Consider the following 21,194-nt stretch of genomic DNA (forward strand, 5'->3'; position numbering starts at 1 on the left):
AGGGTGAAATGACATATGTGTAAATAATTTGTAGGAAGATGTTTGTGATTTATAAAGCGTAGTAAAAGGGGAGAGAATGTGATAAGTCTGATGTACTTCGACAGGCTCAGCGTGACATGTTTTTATGAACAGAGTATTCGATACGATTCTCTATGAGAATCACTCAATCGCCTAGCATTTAAGTTTTATAAGATCTAGTTCTGTTTACAAAGGAATATCAATACTCACGCTGGTACCATGTCCTATAGCACTATCTATTTCTACAGAGCCTTCTAAGTGTTCTACGCGGCGTTCTATGCTACCGAGTCCCATACCATCTTTTTTTTGGAGTTTAGTTGCTTTAAAACCTTTGCCGTTGTCTTCTACCATGATGTTGAGTTCGTTGTCGTGTTGGGTGAGGGAGATAGTAGCTTCTGTGGCTTGTGCGTGCTTGACAATATTGGTCACAAGTTCTTGTATGATTCTAAAGATGGTAATTTCAAGTTCGTTGGGAATTCTGTTTTCTAACCCAAAGTCTTGTACCTCTATAGTAAGACTATTAGGATTAGAAACCGTACGTGCCAATTTTTGAATAGCAGGTAAGAGTCCGTCTTTTGCCATGACCCCGCTATTACGTTCGTGAGAGATGGAGCGAACTTTGTCATAGGCTTCATTGACCAGCACATTGGTTTTTTGCAATAAGGATTTGGGATCATCTACTTTATCAAGATTACGTTCTAGGTTTTCTACTTGCATACGTACCGTTGCAAGGGTATTTCCTAGATTGTCGTGCAACTCACCAGCGAGTCGTAATCGTTCTTTTTCTTGTCCAGAGACCATCGCATTAATGGTTTCTATTTCTTTTTCTTTAAGAACTTTTTCTGTTTTCTGGATTTGGAGTTCGCGATCTTGCTCTGCAATGCGTTGTTTGCGTTTGGTGTTACGATAGACGAGAAAAGCTATGATGGAGCCTAAGAACAGGAAACCTCCAAAACTATAAGTTATTGTTTGTGAACGTTTGTTTTTTGTTTGCTCCTTAAGGATTTGGTTCTCTTTATCTGCAACATAATACTTTGTTTGAATTTCATTAATTCCTTTTTCATTGTCTAGTAAGACTAAACTATCTTTGTATAGTTTATGTAATTCTAAATAGTATAATGCAGAATCTATGTTTTTGTTAGACTTAAATATTTCATATAAATCTCTTGACACATTATTTTTTATATGTAATTTTCTAGAAACAGAAAAGCCTTTTAGAGTCTTAAACAAAAATGCTTTTTGATTTTCATAGTCATTTTCATATTTATATGTTCTAGATATATTATAATTTAGTGTACGTTGATACAACCCTGATTTTGGGCAATTACAAGTCTTTAGTGCTTTATTATAAAAAAACCGAGCAGAATCTTGATTTTTAATATGTTCAGCATATACTATTCCCATATGGAAATATGCATTATCTAACATATTGGAATCATTTAATTTTTTAGAAATTAAAACACTTTTATTCCAATGAAATAGAGATTCCTTTCCATTTTTTTTAAAATGATAATACCTACCTAAAGTGTTGTGAAAGCTATTTGAAAAGATTGGGTTTTTTAAAGAATCTTTTATTTTTTCATATTCTTTTATCAAATGATTTGAATATTCAGAGTAATCATATTGACTGTAAATTAGTAGAGTACGTTGATATAAAACTTCTAATTCGTATGAGTCCTTAATAAAATGTGATAAAGAATCTGCACCTAAATAATTTTTTAAAGCCTGTGTAGTTTCTTTATTAACATCATAACTGTAACCCGTCCATAAAAGAATTTGAAATTTGTGTCTTTTTGAGATGTTATTTTTTAAAAGATAATTTGCTTTACTAAGCCAAAAGATGCTAGAGTCTTTATTAAATTCTCGAGCATAAATTTTCCCTAAGAAAATAATAGGTTCAATATTTAATGGTTCTTTATAATGAAAATTTAAGGCGATCTTTTTTGCCCTAGTGTATTTTTTCTTTTTAAATAGAGAATCTGCTTGTAAGAGTAGTTGATCCTCTTCTTCTTGAGATACTACTTGATTAGTATTGAAGAAAATAATTAAGCAATATATAAATCTTAATAGTTTAATAATCGTTATGGATTTATTTGAAAATACAAAATACCTATATGGTATTTTGTATTTCTATGTTATATATTTAATAGTTTATCCTTTAGGCGGTATTGTGCAACTATCAAATTTAGAAGAATATAGAACAAGATTAGGATCTTCTTCTATATAAGTATCTTGTGAATCTATAGAATTATCTTCCAGAAAAAGTTTTTTGTTTTCATCAATATGAAATGTTATAGGGTCAATATTCCATTCAGGATAATCGTGTAATTTAAATTTTGCTGGATTCCCTCCATGAATTCTAGAGTCATTTTTAATTTTTGCGTTTATCATAATCATGTTTATATCATTTTGTGTTCTGAAATAGGCATTTTTAATATTAATGCAACAGAATTTTATATTTTTCGGATACCCACCATTAACATTACAATTAATAATTATTTGAATTAAATATATATTAGAATAAGCTTTTCTATATTTAACAGATATGTTTGTCGAATTATGGTCAACATTAACAGGGATAAATACTTTCATTGTATTTCTATCACTACTATTTTCATCTGGTGGTAGAGATACTGGAATGTTCTTTTTTGGAATAAAATGTAAATGCTTCATATGATCGTGCTTATTAGTTACTTTTAGTATTTTCAAAGATGAATGATTCTTCAACCTTAAAACATACCCACCAATGGGTATATCCTCCCAACAAGCTACATGAAATGTACAAGCACAAAAAATAAAATCGATAAGAAGCAATAATGAACGGTAAACGTTATCCTTTGAGTGTGAACTTAATAAGGAAGAGTAAAGCGACAAATCCTATAAAACCAAGTAAAACCCATTTAGATCCTTTGTACTGTTTTTTATGAAGGGTAGCATCTTTACGATACGAGTAGGCAATAAAGCCTACAAAGACAACAACAAAAAAGATGACAAAAATAAGCTGACCAGTACTAAACATTTTGTGGTATTTTAGAGACTTCAAAAATACGATATATGTCGTATACTAACGAACGAATTATTAATTAAGATACCCGTCAGAGTTTATGCTTAGCATAGTCGTAGTGTGGGTGTAAAAATAGATACCCGTCTTCGCGGGCATGAATATGAAAAACAAAATAGCAGCCGTACACGCATTTCATAGTGCTTTTGGATTAGGAATAGAAGAAACTCCTACGGCACAACTTACCAAAGAAAAGAACATGCTTCGTTTTAACTTAATGAAAGAAGAAAACGAAGAATACCTAGAAGCTGCCGACGCAGGTGATCTTGTCGAAGTAGCCGATGCCCTTGGTGATATGCTCTATATCTTATGCGGTACCATCATTGAGCACGGAATGCAAGACAAGATAGAAGAAGTCTTTAATGAGATACAACGTAGCAATATGAGTAAACTCGGTGCTGATGGGAAACCGATCTTTCGTGAAGATGGGAAGGTGCTCAAAGGTCCTAATTACTTTAAGCCAAATATTAAGCAGATTTTAGAGAAATAAGAGTATAGAATATAGATCGCTCGCGATGCTCGCTGATAGAATATAAAAGCTTGTTATTCTTTAGACTAGGGGTGACTGAGTGATTTGCTGTTAGCGAATCGTACCGAAGTTCCCGATTGTTGATTGCATAGTAAAAATAGAGTAACACTCTAATTTAGAGTACTACTCTATTTTGAAAAACAATCAAGTATACATATAACGTATGATGATTTGTTGTTTTCGCTTAAAGCGAAAATGAATACATTATAAACATAAAAAAAGCCATTCCTAGGAATGGCTTTTTTTATATAATATCTTGTTTAGAAACTACTCTACAGTGATTCCCATTTTTGCAAGTACTTTTAAAGTAATATCGTGTGCGGGATCAACATACGCTAGGTTATTATTGTTTCCAATATTAAGGATTTGCGTATATGTTAATTCTTTTGCAACAACACTTACAACATCACCTATCTTTTTGTAAAGTGGTTGTAAGACTTCATTTTGCTTTAACTGTACAAGTTGTGTTCCGTTGTTACGGAATTTTGTAATGTCAGTTTCCATACCAGCAAGTTCTTCTTGTTTTGCTGTTTTCTCAGCATCTGTCATTGCTTCAAATCCAGCTTCTGCTGCTTTATACACCGTATCATACGTATCTAGTTTTTCCTTTAATTGTTTTTCAAGATCTAGATTGTATACTTTAAGTGCTTCTTGCGCTCCTGTTAATTCAGGCATTTTTGATAAGATGTAGTCAGCGTCTACTGTTCCGACTTTTGTTGTTTGAGCATATGTCGTCACCGAAAATAGGGCAACAAATGCAATAAGTATCATTTTCTTCATTGTATGTGTTTTATTAGTTTTTTAGCATCGCGAGTGCAAATATATGAGATAGAAACCAATATCTGTGCCGAACTATTATTTTTCAGTGTATACTTGTCCTCTGTGGGGTTTTAAAGCGTCTCTTACGGGCTTCATTTCGTCTTCTTGAACTACGAGATATGCAATACTGTGAAGTTCGCTAAGGTCCGATACACCAGTGATTTGTGTTGTTAACGCTTTCGCGAAAGCGAACTCCTTCAAATGTATTTCGTGGTGGATGGCAGTTTTTGCTGCGGCAGGGCCTCTAAAATCCCATATTAGTTTTAAAAGTCTCATTATATCCCAGTATAATTATCTGGTGTGATCGCTTTTAATTCTCCTTTGATAGTCTCACTTACTTCTAAGGTGTCTATAAACGTAGCAATAGATTCTTGAGTGATACGTTCATTAACACGTGTCAATTCTTTTAACGCCTCATACGGATTTGGGTATGCCTCGCGACGTAAGATCGTTTGAATAGCTTCGGCTACGACAGCCCAGTTGTTTTCAAGGTCGGCTGCGATTTTCTTATCGTTTAATAAAAGTTTGTTTAATCCTTTTAAGGTAGATTGTAATCCTATAAGGGTGTGTCCTATAGGTACTCCGATGTTACGTAGTACGGTACTGTCAGTAAGGTCACGTTGTAAACGAGAGATAGGAAGTTTTGCGGCAAGGTGTGCATAAATTGCATTTGCAATGCCTAAGTTTCCTTCACTGTTTTCAAAATCAATAGGGTTTACTTTATGTGGCATTGCACTAGATCCTACTTCTCCTGCTTTGATTTTCTGCTTAAAGTAGTCCATAGAGATGTAGGTCCAGAAATCACGATTTAAATCGATGATAATGGTATTGATGCGTTTTAAACCATCAAAAAGTGCCGCCATATGATCGTAATGCTCTATCTGTGTAGTAGGGAAGGAGTGATGTAACTTTAAGGTATCGTGTACAAAGTCATGTCCAAATTTCTTCCAGTCTACCATCGGGTAGGCTACTTTATGTGCATTGAAATTTCCTGTTGCACCGCCAAATTTTGCGGCACTTGGGATATCATTTAATAGATTGAGTTGTTCTTCTATACGTACAACAAATACTTCGATCTCTTTTCCTAATCGGGTAGGAGAAGCAGGTTGTCCGTGAGTACGTGCTAGTAAAGTGATAGATGACCATTCATCTACTAGTTGTCGTAAATGATCTACAACTTCTAGTAATTGTGGAATGTATGTTTGGTTTACAGCATCCTTTAAACTCATAGGGATGGCTGTATTATTAATGTCTTGAGAGGTTAATCCAAAATGGATAAATTCTTTATAGGCTTCTAGGTTTAAAGCGTCAAATTTTTCTTTGATAAAGTATTCGACAGCTTTTACATCATGGTTGGTTACTTTCTCAATGTCTTTAATGGCTTGCGCATCTTGGGTAGTGAAGTCAGAGTAAATTTCGCGCAAAGCGATATAAGAATGTTTGTCTACACTTTCTAATTGGGGAAGTGGTAGTTCACATAATGCGATAAAGTATTCTATCTCTACTTTTACTCGATATTTTATAAGTGCTTCTTCAGAAAAGAAAGGTACAAGCGATTCGGTTTTTGATGCATAACGACCATCAATAGGTGAAATGGCTTGTAATGGTGACAACGACATATGATGTAGTTTTTTATAAGGGGGCAAAGATAAAGAAACCTATAGGGTACTACAACAATATCATGTAATAAAAAGGATGCGCTAAAAAGCACATCCTTTTTTCTTCTTCATGGCAAATTCAAATATGTAAAAATGGTAGAGGATTATCTTTTCATCTTCGTATTGTCAAGTTTAGGAAACAAACACCTCTTTTGTTTTGTATGATACTTTAATGTAAACATCCTACTGGTAGAGGGCCTGTTTTTCTTGAAGTAGGAATGGCGGTTCTTGTATGATTATCATTTGCTAAAAATGTTTCAAGATCGTATGATAATCCTCGTATTTCATAAATTCTTTTTACAATGGCTTCTCTACTTGGAGCGTTAAAACGATCTGCTAATATGGAGCTTCCTCCTCTCATTATACTTTCTATTTGAGGCCTCCACACTCCTGTAGATACATATCCTCCTCCTTCAAAAGCTCTTACATTTTCATACCCCGGTCGATTGATAAAATGATTCCATTTAATTTGAGTGAGATCATCTGTCACATCTAGATTAGGTGAAAAAGTTGCATTAGGTGGATTGCTTTGATTTGGTAATTCGTACTCATCTCCTAATGCTCCAAAGGAGTGTCCAATTTCATGGACCATGGTGGTTTCTGATGAACTCCCTGAAAATGCAATATCACATGCATAACAGGCATTTCCGCCAGCGCGCTCGTTAAGAACAATAAGGGTATTACTGTTGGTTTGGTACCCAGATGGGAGTTTGTTTTTGTAAAAATCAATTTTGTCTGATGATGCACTATAAAAGTTTCTGCCTGTCCATCCTAGATACGTATACGCCCCTAATGCAGTACTGTCTGTAGTTGCTTCATGCGGAATTGTACGTGATTGTGATTCTGTATAAATAATAGCTGCATTAAAATGTTCTTGATAACTTGCAAAGGGTTCTATACTAAATAAATAGTCAAAGTAACGCTCGGCATCTGTTCTATAAGTCCCATATATTTTTCCTAAATCTTCTTTGATGTATCCTTCTCCTATAAATACCATAGTGATACCATCTGGACCCGCATTGTCAAAAAGCATCTCTACCTCTCCGTCCTGAAAGAACTCGAGGTCTTCTGCAACAACAGGTTTAAAGCGATCGTTGTCATCTCCTGAGCATGAGTAAATACTGATAGCTAAAAGAATTCCTAAAATGATTTTTATTGTTTTCATAGGGTTTAATTTAAAGTTGCTTCATACACTCTATTCGTAAAACCATTAGGCGCTCCTAAATTTTCAGAAATTACAAAATATGCTTTATCACCAGTAACTTGAAATTGTTCTATAATTTTATTTGCTAAAATAGCATCCAAACTATCTGTGTTTATTTCTTGAAAACTGCCATCTAGTGTATTATATGCTCCAAAAACTCTATTTTGAGCGGTACTGAATGGTTCTACTCCTAGGACATATATAAGGTTTTCTACTGTAGATGTAAAAGCTTGTTGGATGACAACAGGCAGTTGTATTTGGTTTTGATCTCCTGTATTTATATCATATGTATATAGGGTGTTTGATCCAGGGAAATCTGAATCCCAACCTCCAAATATGTATAATATCTGATCAATAATTTCACCATCCATAAAAGCAATATCCGACGGAGCACCTATTGTAGCTAGTGCTTGCATACTTGCATCTCCGGTATTCCATGTTGAAATTAGATCACTACTACTTGAATTTCCAAAACTATAAACGGTATCATCTAGTGAGGCTGTCCCATTAAATATAAGTGTCGTGAATGGATCTATTTCAATAAACGATTGTACGCCTGTTAATTCATAATCTAATGTTTGAAATCTAGCGCCTCCTAGACTTAAAACGTTTCCTTCTATAAATTCAATATTTTTAGTAGCAAAATCGGGTAATAAAAAATCAATGGAAGTTAATGTATTGTTTCCTAAATTATATTTAAATGCTAGTTGTTGACTTTGTACCAGGTCATTTCTATTTGTAAGATAAAGACTATTTTGTGATTGGGATACTTTAAAACCTACTCTAGCAATCCCAGTATTAAAACTAAATAATTCTTGAGGACTTGAAAGTGTATTAGCTACCTGTATATAATCTGCAGCGGTTTTAGGAGAAAGACTAATACTTAAATCTGTTTGTCCATCAGTTTGTATGAGATTGATTGTGCCTACATCTACATTTTCTGCTAGTTGTAATGTAATGCCACTTTGATTAAGACTTAAGACTCCTGTATCAGGATCTATAGTTACTTGGTAGGTAACAGAAGCTTCATTTTTGTCAGAAAAGAATTCTTCAAATGTATCTACATTGATATTCATACCAAATCCTTTTTTCCAAACTAACGAAACATTTCCGTTGTCTAGTGTAAATCTAAATTCATCATCCTGTACATTGTATTCATCTACAAAACCAGCATTACCTCCATCGTTTAAAACGACAAAGCCTTCTTCTATTTTCCAAGTTTTTGTACTACCTCCCGTAAGTCGTTCAATGATTGCCTCTATATCTGCAGTTTCCTCAGTTGGTGGGGGAAACGTCCCTTCAACATCGTCATCACTTTGACAACTGTATATAGAGGTTAAAATTGCAAGAAGTGTAAGTATGCTTAGAATGGATTTTTTCATGATTGATATGTGTTATTGTGATATGGTTATTAATTAGTTAATAGATGCTTGGTAAACATCTATTGTCCAGAATCCAGTACTTGTATTTACTTCATCAAAAGCAAAATACATGGCGTTTTCTGAAATGGCGAAACCTCTTATTCTACGATCAGTAGGTAGCAGATTATCAATATCAATTTCTTGAAGGGTTTCTGTAGCTGTATTGTATACCCCAAAGTATCTTCTAGTTTCCCCAATGCCTCCATTGCTAGAATTAGTTAATAATATACGACCAGCTACATAGATAAGTTCACCCTTACGAGAGACATAGCTATCTATTAAAGTAACACCTAGAGGAATAGTCTCTAAAAGATCCCCAGTAGCAAGATCATGTTTTAAAATAGAATCATAATACGAGAAGTTTCCAGTTGGGTCTATATAGAAGCCTCCAAAGATATAGAGATCACTGTCTACAACAGTAACATCTGCTAGTGCTCTTTCTGAAGGCATATTTCCTAACTCTAAGAAACTAGCATCAGATGGTGATAAGACAGTAATTTGATCTGATAAATAACCTCCATAACCACCTACAGCATAAATTGTATCGTTTTCTGCTGTAATTCTATGTTGATTGTCTGGTGTAAAATCTATACCATTACCCGTAATAACTTGTGTAAGATTATAATCTATCTCTGCACTGCTAAAATTTGAAACCCATGTAAGCTTACCATTTATAAATTCAAATTGATCACTTCCGATAGTACTATCTGTTGTACTTATGCTTGAGGTAACTAGATTGTTTTCGTCATACTTATATACAGATAGGACATCAAAATTATGTGCCATTGCAAATAGACTATTTGTAGCATATGAGTAGTTTAGCCCAATAACGGGTTGTGATGTATCTGCACTAAATACCAAATTAAAGTTTTGTGGTGTTTCAATGTCCTGAAAATCTGATGCAGTTACAGCTGTAAACGTAATTATTAGTGTTTCTGATTCGTTTTGCGATTGTATTTCCCCGGTAAGTGTTGAGGTGTCTGAATCATATGTAATTATTATATTTCCTTGAGCATTTGTAAATAGATATGGGCTACCTATGCTTATAGAAGTAAGTATAATGTCTGAAGATCTTATGTAATTATCTGTCTTTACCGTTTCTTGATCTATAGCATTAGTATTGATTTGATATGCCTCTAGCCATTTCAAATTCATTCCAAATGTAGAAGCCGCAGAGAATTCAAAACGATCGTCTTGTACGTTGTACAAATTTGTAATATCTAAATTGGATACTGTATTGTTAGATAGGCTTGCAGATGCTATTTTCCATCCATCAGGGTTTGTATTTAAAATTTCTTCAATGATAGTTTCTAGATTACTACTTTCATCTACTTCTTCAGTTTCTGGAGTAGGAGTAGGTGTCGTATCATCATCACTTTGACAACTGTATATAGAGGTTAAAATTGCAAGAAGTGTAAGTATGCTTAGAATGGATTTTTTCATAATCTGTTTTTAATTAGTGTATACCTAATTATCTAGATTTATGAAGAAAGGTTGCGTTATAAATGTAAAATAATTTTAGAAAACTCGTGATGATAAGGGTTATATAAGCCCTTTTGCTTTGATCTCAAGATATTTGTTAATCGTATTGACAGTGAGGTCTTCGGGTTTGGTGAGGATGGTTTGAATACCGTGTTTTTTTAATGTTTTTATCATGACTTTTTTATCGTAGTCAGATTTTTGTGCAATGGTCTTATGGTATACAGATGGAAGATCTTTTGCTTTTGAATGGATAAGTTCGTCCAATTCTGTATTCTGAAAAAAGATAACCACAAGGACATGCTTTCGCGAAAGCGCCTTTAAGTATACCAACTGCCGTTCTAATGCAGAAATATGCTCAAAATTAGTATATAAAAGTAATAAACTACGGTGTGTTATTTTACGTTTTATTTGTCCATATAATCTACTAAAATCACTATCTAAAAACTTTGTATTTATATTATAAAGTACTTCTAGAATCGTATTGAGTTGTGTTTTTTTGCTACTTGCAGGGACATGATTTTTGATATTCTCGGCAAAAGTGAGTAGTCCTACTTTATCTTTTTTCTTGAGTGCAATGTTAGAAAAAGCGAGGGTGCTATTAATAGCATAATCAAGTAAGGACAAATCTTTAAAAGGCATTTTCATGACACGACTTGCATCGATGATGGTGTAGATAGGTTGTGATTTTTCATCCTGAAATTGATTGACCATTAAGCTCGCTCTTTTTGCGGTTGCTTTCCAGTTAATCGTACGTGCATCATCGCCTAGTACATACTCTTTAATTTGTTCAAATTCCATTGTATGTCCTATACGACGTATTTTTTTCATCCCGTGAAGTGAGAGTCTATTGTCAAGAGCTAGGAAGGCATATTTCTTCATCTGTACAAATGAAGGATATACTTTTACCATCTGATCTTTCTCAAAACGATACCGTCGTTTTACAAGTCCGATACGACTACTTACATAAAGATTTAGAAATCCAAAAGTGTATTCTCCACGCTCAACAGGACGCAAGTTATAGGTGTATTCTTTAGATTCTTTTGTAGGTATATGAAGTGTTTTTATAAAATCTCTTTTTTGAAACTGTACAGGAATCTCATCTATAATATCAACATCTACTGCAAAACCATATTTATTTTGAATAATAACGGGTAATTCATTTGGATCACTATTTGAAAATTTTTCTGGTAATAATCGTTGTGCTATGATGCGTTCGCTTCCGCGAAATAAGACTAAACAATCCAAAAAGAAAAGTACTGCAAGTCCAAATAATAGTAACCCTGCCAACGGAAACAGTGAATGAAACCAATAAGAAAGAAGGTACACCACTGCAATGAATGTTAACACATAGAAGATTCTATTGCTTATAAACAAGGACTTTATAAAACGGATGACTACCAATCTACCTAGGGATTTCTATAGATTGTACAATCATCTCAATAACTTGTTCTGTCGTCATCCCTTCCATTTCTCTTTCGGGAGATAAGATAATACGATGACGCATTACTGGAACTACAGAGCGTTTTACATCTTCTGGGATAACAAAATCACGTCCAGAAATAGCAGCAAAGGCTTTAGACGCATTCATAATGGCAAGAGAAGCACGTGGAGACCCTCCAAGGTATAAGTGTGGATGCGTACGTGATTTTACAACAATCTCTGCGATATAATTAAGTATTTTTTCTTCTATAATTACTTCTTGAGTTTGTGCTCTAAAGGAGGTTAGTTTTGCAGGGTTTAGTACTGCTTTGATTGTATCCTTTGAAATAATGCCTTTGCGATTATGGTGACTCTTTAAGATATCTACTTCTTGACTTAAAGACGGATAGTCTACTTTTATTTTGAATAAGAAACGATCTAACTGTGCTTCGGGTAATGCATAGGTTCCTTCTTGTTCTACGGGGTTTTGAGTAGCAAGCACCATAAATGGAGGGTTCATAGGATAGCGTGTACCATCAATGGTAATCTGACGTTCTTCCATCACTTCAAAAAGCGCAGCTTGCGTTTTTGCAGGTGCACGATTGATCTCATCTATAAGCACAATGTTAGAGAAAATAGGTCCTTTTTTAAATTCAAACTCACTACTTTTCATATTGAGTATAGAAGTACCTAATACATCACTAGGCATAAGGTCTGGTGTAAATTGTAAACGACTAAATTGTGTATCGAGTGTTTTTGCAAAGAGTTTTGCAGTGATCGTTTTTGCAATTCCAGGAACCCCTTCTATAAGTACATGACCATCAGAAAGTAAGGCAACAATAAGAAGTTCAATAAATTCTGATTGTCCTATTATAATTTTTGCTAGTTCTTCACGTATCTGATTTGCTGCACCACGGAGTTCTTCTAATGGGATACGATTTGTAAACGTAAGCTTTTCATCAGAGTTTGCAGTATCTTGTATTATCTCTTCTGGAGTCGCCGAAGGTAGATCTTGTGGTAATGGATTGTTTTCTTTTCCATCTTCTGGTACTCCAGATCCTATTAAATCGTCCATATTATTTAGTTTTAAAAGCCTCTATGAGCTTATTTAGTTTTAATAATTCTTCTTGTGTAATAGGATACTTCTGATTAATGGATGTAATATAATCCATTAATCGTTTTGTGTCCTCTTGTGTATTATCTGATTTTGAGGCAAGCCGTTCAATAAAATCTAAACCTCTATCTGCTGTTTCTATGGAGTATTCATTACGGATGTACTCCATAAAATGATTAATTTGATGTAATGCAATGCTTTTATGATCTTGCTTTTCAAGATACATTCCTGCAATGGTTTTTGTAAAAGCTAATGTTTGATTAGGAAGTGGTTTTATGATAGGGATTGCTCTTTGTTTTCGTTTCCCCTCAAAAAATACCCATAGTACGACACCTATGAGTAACATATAATAGGCCCATTTAAGATATCGGTTCTTAAACAACATATAAAGAGGAGATGTCTGTATAGTTTTTCCATTTTTATAATGATTATCCCAAAAAATAGTTTCGTTTTCTGGAATGTACTTTAAAGCAGCTTCTGTATACACATAATTTGAATTATGTAGCATAAAGTAATTGACAAAAACATCAGACATAAGATGTATAATGATGGTTCCTTCTCCAAAGGCTTGTTTTATAAAATGTACTTTAGGCTCTCTTAACGTAAGAGAATCTTTATTTTTTATATAATCATATTCACCTAAAACAATGGTGTTTATGGTATCTACCTCTTTAAAATAAAAAGTTTGTATGTCTAGATCTAATGTGTATGGATGCTCTTTTTTAAGTTCGGGATGGACAAGTTCCATATGAGGTTCTCGTTCTAGATTATCCAATTGATACAAGGCTTCTATTTCTAATGATAAGGTATCTAAAATTGTTTCTCCTATTCCGCTGGCTCCTACGTATAGAGTGTTACCACGAGAGACCCAATCTAAGAGTTGTAACGATTCTGCTTCATCAAAATTGATAAAGTCATTATTAAAAAAATAGGTACCTCTTTGATGATTACTATCTGCTAAAAATTCATAGGGAGGACGTGATATTTCTTTAAAGTTATCTTCTGTCCTTGTTTCTTTAAGGGTATTATAAAGCACAAAAGTACCATAAGGAATTTTATCTGACTTGGAGTAACTGGAATACCAATTTATTGGATCTTCTTGATTGGATTCAAGATAAATCAATACCGCTATTAACGTCAACAAAACACCAGCAAGTATTTTAAATTTATTGCTCATAATTTGTTTGTTAATGTTACGAAAGTAGATTGTGCTTTTTCAAACGATTGCTTATCTACTTCAAAATTCCCATACCATATATAATCATAAATATCTGTGACAAGTCTAAATTGGTTGCGTATACCTACATCTTCTACTTCATAAATATATTCGTGATTTGTTTTTTGTACTTGCCATTCAATGAGCTCTTTACCACTCATTTTTTGAAGAGATAATAAGTAATAAAATCGTATGGCAAGTCTATAATTACCAGAATCAATTGCTTTATTAATAAGCAATTGTATGTCTTCATGCTTGATCAATTCTTCATCATCAGACATAAATGCTTGCGCAGTTTGTTTTTTCTCTAGCAATAAATCTCCAGTGTCCATTTTTGAAAATACCCATACTAATAAGAAGAGCAATCCAATAACAAATATATACGGGAGTAATTTAAGTAAAACAGCTGTAAAACCAGTAACTTCATCACTACCGAATATCCATCTAATAAAACTATTCCAAGTATTGTATGCCCATTGTTTAAAACGTGTCCACCAATTATCTTCAGGTAAGGCTTCTACATAATTAAACTCTTCATCATTTTTGTATTCTCGTATTTGATCTTGATCTAGAGTAACAGGAGAAAGGGTAGAGGTATCTTTTTGGAGTTCTTGTTGTACTATGATACTATCTTGCTTAACGGTTTCAATAGATGATGAAACCGCATGGGCATTTTTCGCGCAAAGCGAAATAATTAAAACAATAAGGCATAAAATACGACGCTTCATTAGAACCTCTTAATAAAATTATCATTTGCATCATCAGATTCACCTATAGTATCTATCCTTTCTAAGGAACCTGATTGATTTTTGCGCTCATTGAGATTAAAATAAATGAAATTTGATGCTATAGCTAAAATAAGATAAAGGATATATGAAATAGCATTAGATATAGTAGTTAGTATCACGAAAACCCAATCTATCGAATCATCTGAAACAGAAAATGTATTAGATCCTGTAAATTCTTTAGATACATCGTAAATAACGGCTGGTAGTTGAAAAACAAAACTAATCACTCCTATAATTATTCCTAAAACAATAAGTGTTACAAAAGTAATCCACCATTCATTTTTGATGAGTTTTCCACTAATGGTAAAACTATTTGATATGCTTGTATTTGCATTAGTAATAGAGGGAAAAATCACTGTATATTTAGTATATAAATATACCATAAGAACGATTGCAAAAATAAAAATAAGAACTCCAAAAATAATAGCCGCTGATCCCGAACCTATTAAGAAAATCCCAAGTATCATTAATAAGACAGGCCCTAAAATGACATAGACTAGATTTGCAAAGGCTAATCCTATAAATTTACTTGTGTTGGTTTTTATTTTTTGAAGAACAGTCTCTATGTTTGGATTTCCAGTAGTGTTATTATATTCCTTTATGTATTCAGAAATAGATCCATATAAGAGTCCGTTATATGTCATTGCAGCAATCATTAAAATGATAAAAGAGATGATAAATTGGACAATATCAAAATTTGGAGCGCCTATACCACTTATTACGTCTACTAATTCTGACGATGTTGTATTATAATATACAATCGCAACGATAAGTATTATAAAAGGTATTCCAGTTGTTTTTGCGAGTACTTTAAAGATGACTTTAAAATTACTTCTTAAAAATGTAAAAGTGTCTGATAGAATTTCTCCTATCTCTCTCTTTTTTTTTAATTCTATATAGTTGGATTGTATCATTTAAAATGTTGGAATTTCTGGCGTATTCATGTGTTTTAGTAGTTCTTTTTTATGCTGTTGTCTTGGATAGATTACATAATAAAAAATGATAAGTATAAGCGATCCTCCTATAATGAGTATGGCTAACCAATCGGGCATTTCTGTATGGCGCGTTACAAAACCTTCTAAAAATCCTGCAATTATGAAAAAAGGAATTGTACTGATTACTATTTTTAGTCCATTTTTTACACCTCTTTTAAAAGAAACCAATCGTGTATATGTGCCAGGGAATAAAATGCTATTACCTACAACCATACCTGCACATCCAGCTATAATAATAACAGAGATCTCTATGGTTCCGTGAATCCATATCGTGCGTACGGATTCCCATCCTAATCCTTGCTCAAAGAAAAAGTATTGAAAACTACCTAACATAATTGCATTTTGCATAATGATATATAGAGATCCTATAGAAAAAAGGATTCCATAAATAAAGGCGTATAGTGCTACTCGTATATTATTGATGGTTATTCCTAAAAACATATTGAGTTCTCCCTGTTCTTTATAAACCCGCATAGGGTCTCCTTGATCTATATTATCTAATGTCATATTTACATAACCGTCACCTAGTATAGATCGAACAAATGTACCGTCATGTGCAGCACTATAGGCGCCTATGATTGTAAATAATAAGAACGTTAGAAAAGCAATAAGAAGCTGTTTTTGATATTGATACATCAAAAGAGGAAACTCTTCTGTAAAAAAAGTAATAAATCGTTTACTCGATTCTTTCTTAGTTTTATAAATGATTTGATGTGATTGAGAGGCAATGTGGTTAAGATACTCTAAAGTCTTACTTTGGGGGTAAAATGTTTGGGCATAACTGAGATGATCCGTTACTTCAATGTAGAGACTAGAAAGTTCATCGGGATGTATTTGACTTTTGTTAGTGATAACATTTTCAAACTTCAACCATTTATCCTTATTTTGCTTAACAAAAGCCGCTTCGCGCATTTAATAAAAAAATTAGAAAGTAAAGAAAGAGAATAAATGGATAATTTTCAAATAGAAACCGCTCAAAATGTAAGTATTTATCAAAATGTTGCAGGAATAGGAGAACGATTACTTGCATATTTAATAGATGCGCTTATTCTCTTTAGTTATTGGATTCTATCTTTATTTCTTTTAGGAGCTTTTGCCTCTGACGGAACGAATGATCGTGATATATGGGTATTTTTCTTGGTTATAGGGTTGCCTTCTTTTTTATATCATTTATTTTTTGAGACATTTTGGAATGGAAAAACTCCAGGGAAATCGGCGATGAAATTACGAGTTGTAAAATTAGATGGATCAAAACCGGGGTTTGGTAGTTATTTTGTAAGATGGATTATGCGTATTATAGATATTAGTTTGACAAGTGGAGGAGTGGCTGTTGTTAGTATTTTAATGAGTGATAAAGGGCAGCGATTAGGTGATATGGCAGCTGGGACAACCCTCATAAGCGAGAAAAAAAGAGTGCGACTAGTAGATACATTACTAGTGAAGATACCAGAAAATTATGTACCAGTTTACCCTCAAGTTACAGTGTTTAATGATCAGGATGTACAGAAGATTAAAACATTATTTAGTGATGCAAAACGTCATAGTAATCATAATGTGATTGTAAAACTTGCAGAACGATTACAATTAAAAATGGGAGTAACTCCAGAAGAGACAAACATTAAATTTGTAGAACAAGTGATCTCAGATTATAATTACTATACACAACAATAATGGAAATCATTACCCTTATTGATATTTTAGGAACGATTGCTTTTGCTATTTCGGGAGTACTTACGGCCATGCACAAACGTATGGATGCTTTTGGAATTCTTATTATTGCTTTAATAACTTCTATAGGTGGAGGTACGTTGAGAGATCTCCTTATAGGAAAGACACCAGTAACTTGGATGCAGGATCAAGTATTTCCGTATGTGATTCTTGGTACTGTTATTTTTGCAGTGATATTTAGAAATAAACTTAGATATTTTAGACGTTCTTTATTCCTATTTGACACGATAGGGATAGGATTATATACTGTTACAGGAGTACAGATAAGTCTAACGTTTGGTCTTGATCCAATTATCTGTGTGATTTTGGGAACTGTATCTGCATGTTTTGGAGGTGTACTACGAGATATTTTGTGTAATGATATTCCTATTATTTTTCATAAAGAAATCTATGCAACAGCCTGTATTCTTGGCGCTACAGTCTATCTATTTCTAACTCAATTTGAGATTTCTCAAACGTTATCTATGGTTTTAGCTGGACTAGTTATTATGATCATACGTATTCTAGCCGTCATTTTTAAGTGGCAATTACCTAGCCTTTATAAAAAAGTAGAAAAAGTGTAAACAATATAAAAGAATAAAGCTCTCTAGTGACAGAGAGCTTTTATATTTAGCTTAATTCAATCAAGTATATTAAGAGTTGTTTTTATAAGTAAGAAGGCTAATTCAAATAATTTATAAAAATCCTTTTCTGTATTTTTTGATTGTATATACTTATAGACGCAATTTTATTGCCATAATTTCAGTTTTATTGGAGATTAACAATTATTTAACCTATAAAGAGTATTAACTATCTTTTAATCAATTTTTTAGAGATGAAATCCCAGAGCAAAAACTCTGGGATTTTGCGGTAGACATTGCCTCTAATTAACACTAACCATCAAAACGAATTAAAAGGCGTCTGACCATCTCTAATTAATTTATAAAATCTCTTTTTTGAAATCTTTGTCTATTACTTATATAGACGCTGTTATTTGCTTAAAGTTTTATTTCAATATGAGGATTAACAATTATTTAACCCGATCTGTATATATATCATAAAACTATGTTATAAAATAGGTTAAAAACAAAACCCTAGAATCTGGAACCTAAAGCATATATTTTTAGTTATTTATAGAATCAAGAAATTGACTATGATAAAATCGAAAGAAACATCACCTTATTATATTTGATCGTATTTAAAAAAAACCTACATTTATTTTTATGTCAAGTAACAAGCGAAACTATTTTTCATAAAAAAGGAGTCCTTGTTATATTAAGAACTCCTCGAAACATCGATATTCAACTCCTTAATCGTCGAACTATCAACCTCTACTTATACAAAGGGGATTATCTCACTAAAAACTTTTTCACAATGGTATTCTTCTGTGAATTTATTTGTATAAAGTACATTCCACTTGCAAGTCCTTTAATTGCAATTGTTTTTGATCTATTAAACGTATCTAAATCTACCCTCATCATTATTTTTCCATTTAGATCTGTGATCACTGCATTTTGAAGTGTCTTAGTTCCTAAATATGAAAGTGTTACTTGATCTGTAGCAGGGTTAGGGTAGAGGGTTACGCTTTCGCGAAAGCTACCTTCGTCATCTATTCCTAATGCATCACGTTCTTCAAATACGACTGTAAAACGTTCTGTGTGCATACCTCTATGAGACGTAAAGGTATATGGTGTTTCTTTTAAATCAGTGCTTGTTCCTAATAGATGGTCAATCAGGAATACAGGTGTATTTTCTATCCCTATTCCTTCCAGATGGTCTATACTGATGGTGTAGGTTGTATTCTCTTCTACTGTTGTTGCAAACCCAAGTAGGATTTCCATGGTAGTATCAAAAGCTTCTCTTCCTTGAATAGCAAGTTCTTCTCCTGTTTCCAAGGTAGAGAATAATGAAAGAAAGGTTCCTAATCTCGGACTATCATATCCTGCATCAAATCCAGATGAAGCCTGAGAAGTAAACCCAATAGCGGTTTGTGATACGGCTCCTTCAAAAGCAATTGTTGTTAAGTTTAACCACAGTTTATCTATAGCTGTTGTTTGGGTTCTAAAATCATCATTATTTCCAGTCACACGGATACTATTTGTAAATACCACTGGTGTATTTGCCATAGCCTGTGCTTGATCTGCTTTGATTCCAAACCCTTGTCCAGATGCCATAAACTGTCCAGGCGCTGTTCCTCCATTAACAGCAACGATACCCATTATGGCATTGCGTACAGAGATATCATTCATAGAGAAGTTACTGGTTCCAAACCCTGGCAATCCAGCCGATGGATCAGTAAGATGTTCCCAGTAGTATACTTGATTTACCGCATCATTAGCAGCAATAAAAGCCTCTACATCAATAGCCGACGCATATGGATTTCCTAAGAGATTATAATTATTAATAGTCGCAGGTCCATTGTAATTGATAGGAATAGAAATCGTTCCAGAGTTTAGTGTTCCTTGTGTGTAATCTAATTGATATGTTGCATCTGGAGAATTGTGAGCAGGCGATGGGAATACCAATTGTCCAATTCCTGGCGTTGGTAACGGATCACTTCCTAAGGATTGTGATAGGAAATCATTGTCATCATCTAGGAAGTTTTCTGCAAACTCAAATTCTGGGAAAGTATCAAAGTCAATCGTAAAAGGGACAAAGTTGCTCGGGATGATATTAAATACAGCACGGGAGTTTGCATATACGCCATCTCTTGTTTCTGCACTCATTGGACTACTCATTGCTATATAATTACGTGCGGCGATGCTAGGTGTTGTTTTTGTTACTGTGATGGCACCATTGTTTGTCGTAACGGCACCTTCCTCTACTTGTACAACACTTCCTTGATGATCTACAGTGAGTGTTCCATTGACAGTAATATCATTTTGAATATTGATGAAGTTTCCATCGGTTACGGTAAGGGTTGCCATGGCATCTATTGTAAGCTCACAAGCATTGATATCACCTAACCCCATAGTAGCTGTACTATAATCTTCTGCAATGACAGCAGTCATGGTTGCATCTGGTGTTCCATTATCCCATCCACCCGCAATGGTATAGGTAGTAGTTCCTCCAGTACATACAAGTACTGGTAAAGTAGATCCCGAACAATCAGGAGTGTAATCTGTAATTTGCGTTCCAGCTTCATTAATACAATCGGCATTTACAAAGGTGAATCCTACGAGTGGATCAAAAGGTCCACAAGCAGTAAAGAATTGATCATCAAAAGGGTTTGTAGCATCAAAACAAAGATCAGTAGCGACCGTAGTTACTCCGTCTAAGAATTGCATTTTTACGTGAACTAATACAACAGGAGTATTGGCTGGGATATTCGTTCCTATCATTCCACCACTTCCATTTTGTTGCCAAATGAAAGATACTTTAGAAGTCGTGGCATCATTGACAAAGAATGAATTGTAATGAACTCCTAATGGGATGATGGTTCCTCCTACATCTACGGTGGTTTGTCCACCAAGAATAGATGTATCTGGACGTTCATAGGTAATTCCTCCAGCACCATTGATGAGTGTTCCAAAAGCGGCAGCGTCATAATCTAAGAAGAACTGTCCTGATCCTTGAGTATAGGTTACATCACTAGTAATGATGATATCTACTTCATAGAAGTCATTCATGCCATCATTGGTGACGGTTGGATTGGCAAAGGATAGCTCGATGTTTTGAGCTTGGGTGGTAAGAAATGTGCATATCGCACATAGTATAAGTATGATCTGTTTCATGGTCATTGTGTTAGTGATTTGGGGTTGTA

At 33.8% G+C, this 21,194-nt stretch carries 19 protein-coding genes; 3 read left to right on the forward strand and 16 right to left on the reverse strand.

Features of this window, described 5'->3' with window-relative positions:
- Window positions 1–204 precede the first annotated feature (204 nt).
- The 3 genes from ABJD27_RS16760 to ABJD27_RS16770 form a co-directional block, all read right to left on the reverse strand.
- Window positions 205–1,614 carry a sensor histidine kinase gene (locus ABJD27_RS16760; protein ID WP_348173573.1) on the reverse strand — a complete coding sequence of 470 codons (1,410 nt, stop codon included), beginning with the start codon at window positions 1,612–1,614 and terminating at the stop codon, window positions 205–207.
- Between the two features lie 555 nt (window positions 1,615–2,169).
- Window positions 2,170–2,691 (reverse strand): hypothetical protein, encoded by a 522-nt coding sequence (locus ABJD27_RS16765; RefSeq protein WP_348202071.1) that lies wholly within the window; start codon window positions 2,689–2,691, stop codon window positions 2,170–2,172.
- A 157-nt stretch (window positions 2,692–2,848) separates the two neighbouring features.
- Window positions 2,849–3,037: a hypothetical protein gene (locus ABJD27_RS16770; RefSeq protein ID WP_348173569.1), complete on the reverse strand. Its 189-nt coding sequence runs from the start codon at window positions 3,035–3,037 to the stop codon at window positions 2,849–2,851.
- 145 nt (window positions 3,038–3,182) lie between these two features.
- Here ABJD27_RS16770 and ABJD27_RS16775 point away from each other — a divergent pair, with 145 nt between their 5' ends.
- Entirely contained in the window at window positions 3,183–3,569 is a 387-nt protein-coding gene (locus ABJD27_RS16775; RefSeq protein WP_348173567.1) for a nucleoside triphosphate pyrophosphohydrolase family protein, read from the forward strand.
- 306 nt (window positions 3,570–3,875) lie between these two features.
- On the opposite strand, the gene ABJD27_RS16780 is transcribed toward ABJD27_RS16775, so the two are convergent.
- From ABJD27_RS16780 to ABJD27_RS16835, 12 genes are all read right to left on the reverse strand, one after another.
- Window positions 3,876–4,388 (reverse strand): OmpH family outer membrane protein, encoded by a 513-nt coding sequence (locus ABJD27_RS16780; protein WP_348173565.1) that lies wholly within the window; start codon window positions 4,386–4,388, stop codon window positions 3,876–3,878.
- A 75-nt stretch (window positions 4,389–4,463) separates the two neighbouring features.
- Complete coding sequence (locus tag ABJD27_RS16785; RefSeq protein WP_348173563.1) at window positions 4,464–4,703, reverse strand: hypothetical protein; 240 nt, start codon at window positions 4,701–4,703, stop codon at window positions 4,464–4,466.
- Window positions 4,703–6,046 carry an adenylosuccinate lyase gene (purB, locus tag ABJD27_RS16790; RefSeq protein WP_348173562.1) on the reverse strand — a complete coding sequence of 448 codons (1,344 nt, stop codon included), beginning with the start codon at window positions 6,044–6,046 and terminating at the stop codon, window positions 4,703–4,705. The genes ABJD27_RS16785 and purB overlap by 1 nt, the downstream gene beginning before the upstream one ends.
- A 208-nt stretch (window positions 6,047–6,254) precedes the next feature.
- A complete protein-coding gene (locus tag ABJD27_RS16795) occupies window positions 6,255–7,250 on the reverse strand; it encodes a M64 family metallopeptidase (RefSeq protein ID WP_348173560.1) in 996 nt (331 codons plus the stop codon).
- A 5-nt stretch (window positions 7,251–7,255) separates the two neighbouring features.
- Window positions 7,256–8,671 carry a hypothetical protein gene (locus tag ABJD27_RS16800; protein ID WP_348173558.1) on the reverse strand — a complete coding sequence of 472 codons (1,416 nt, stop codon included), beginning with the start codon at window positions 8,669–8,671 and terminating at the stop codon, window positions 7,256–7,258.
- A gap of 33 nt (window positions 8,672–8,704) precedes the next feature.
- The gene (locus tag ABJD27_RS16805) at window positions 8,705–10,153 is read right to left on the reverse strand and encodes a hypothetical protein (protein WP_348173556.1); all 1,449 of its coding nucleotides are present in this window, start codon (window positions 10,151–10,153) and stop codon (window positions 8,705–8,707) included.
- 99 nt (window positions 10,154–10,252) lie between these two features.
- Window positions 10,253–11,539 (reverse strand): DUF58 domain-containing protein, encoded by a 1,287-nt coding sequence (locus ABJD27_RS16810; RefSeq protein ID WP_348173554.1) that lies wholly within the window; start codon window positions 11,537–11,539, stop codon window positions 10,253–10,255.
- 55 nt (window positions 11,540–11,594) lie between these two features.
- A complete protein-coding gene (locus tag ABJD27_RS16815) occupies window positions 11,595–12,686 on the reverse strand; it encodes a MoxR family ATPase (protein ID WP_348173552.1) in 1,092 nt (363 codons plus the stop codon).
- A 1-nt stretch (window position 12,687) separates the two neighbouring features.
- On the reverse strand, window positions 12,688–13,902 hold the full coding sequence (locus tag ABJD27_RS16820) for a DUF4350 domain-containing protein (RefSeq protein WP_348173550.1): 1,215 nt from the start codon (window positions 13,900–13,902) through the stop codon (window positions 12,688–12,690).
- Entirely contained in the window at window positions 13,899–14,669 is a 771-nt protein-coding gene (locus ABJD27_RS16825) for a DUF4129 domain-containing protein (RefSeq protein WP_348173548.1), read from the reverse strand. Before ABJD27_RS16825 ends, ABJD27_RS16820 begins: the two co-directional genes overlap by 4 nt.
- Window positions 14,669–15,643, reverse strand: a complete 975-nt coding sequence (locus tag ABJD27_RS16830) for a hypothetical protein (protein ID WP_348173546.1) — start codon at window positions 15,641–15,643, stop codon at window positions 14,669–14,671. Before ABJD27_RS16830 ends, ABJD27_RS16825 begins: the two co-directional genes overlap by 1 nt.
- On the reverse strand, window positions 15,644–16,636 hold the full coding sequence (locus ABJD27_RS16835) for a stage II sporulation protein M (protein ID WP_348173544.1): 993 nt from the start codon (window positions 16,634–16,636) through the stop codon (window positions 15,644–15,646). It abuts the gene before it with no gap.
- Window positions 16,637–16,672: 36 nt separating this feature from the next.
- On the opposite strand from ABJD27_RS16835, the gene ABJD27_RS16840 reads away from it, so the two are divergent.
- The gene (locus ABJD27_RS16840; protein WP_348173542.1) at window positions 16,673–17,395 is read left to right on the forward strand and encodes an RDD family protein; all 723 of its coding nucleotides are present in this window, start codon (window positions 16,673–16,675) and stop codon (window positions 17,393–17,395) included.
- Window positions 17,395–18,015 carry a trimeric intracellular cation channel family protein gene (locus tag ABJD27_RS16845; protein WP_348173540.1) on the forward strand — a complete coding sequence of 207 codons (621 nt, stop codon included), beginning with the start codon at window positions 17,395–17,397 and terminating at the stop codon, window positions 18,013–18,015. The genes ABJD27_RS16840 and ABJD27_RS16845 overlap by 1 nt, the downstream gene beginning before the upstream one ends.
- A gap of 765 nt (window positions 18,016–18,780) precedes the next feature.
- Here ABJD27_RS16845 and ABJD27_RS16850 read toward each other — a convergent pair.
- Window positions 18,781–21,165, reverse strand: coding sequence for a T9SS type A sorting domain-containing protein (locus ABJD27_RS16850; RefSeq protein ID WP_348202072.1), 2,385 nt, complete (start codon window positions 21,163–21,165; stop codon window positions 18,781–18,783).
- Window positions 21,166–21,194 lie beyond the last annotated feature (29 nt).

This window comes from Dokdonia sp. (genome assembly GCF_039945015.1).
GTDB lineage: Bacteria > Bacteroidota > Bacteroidia > Flavobacteriales > Flavobacteriaceae > Dokdonia.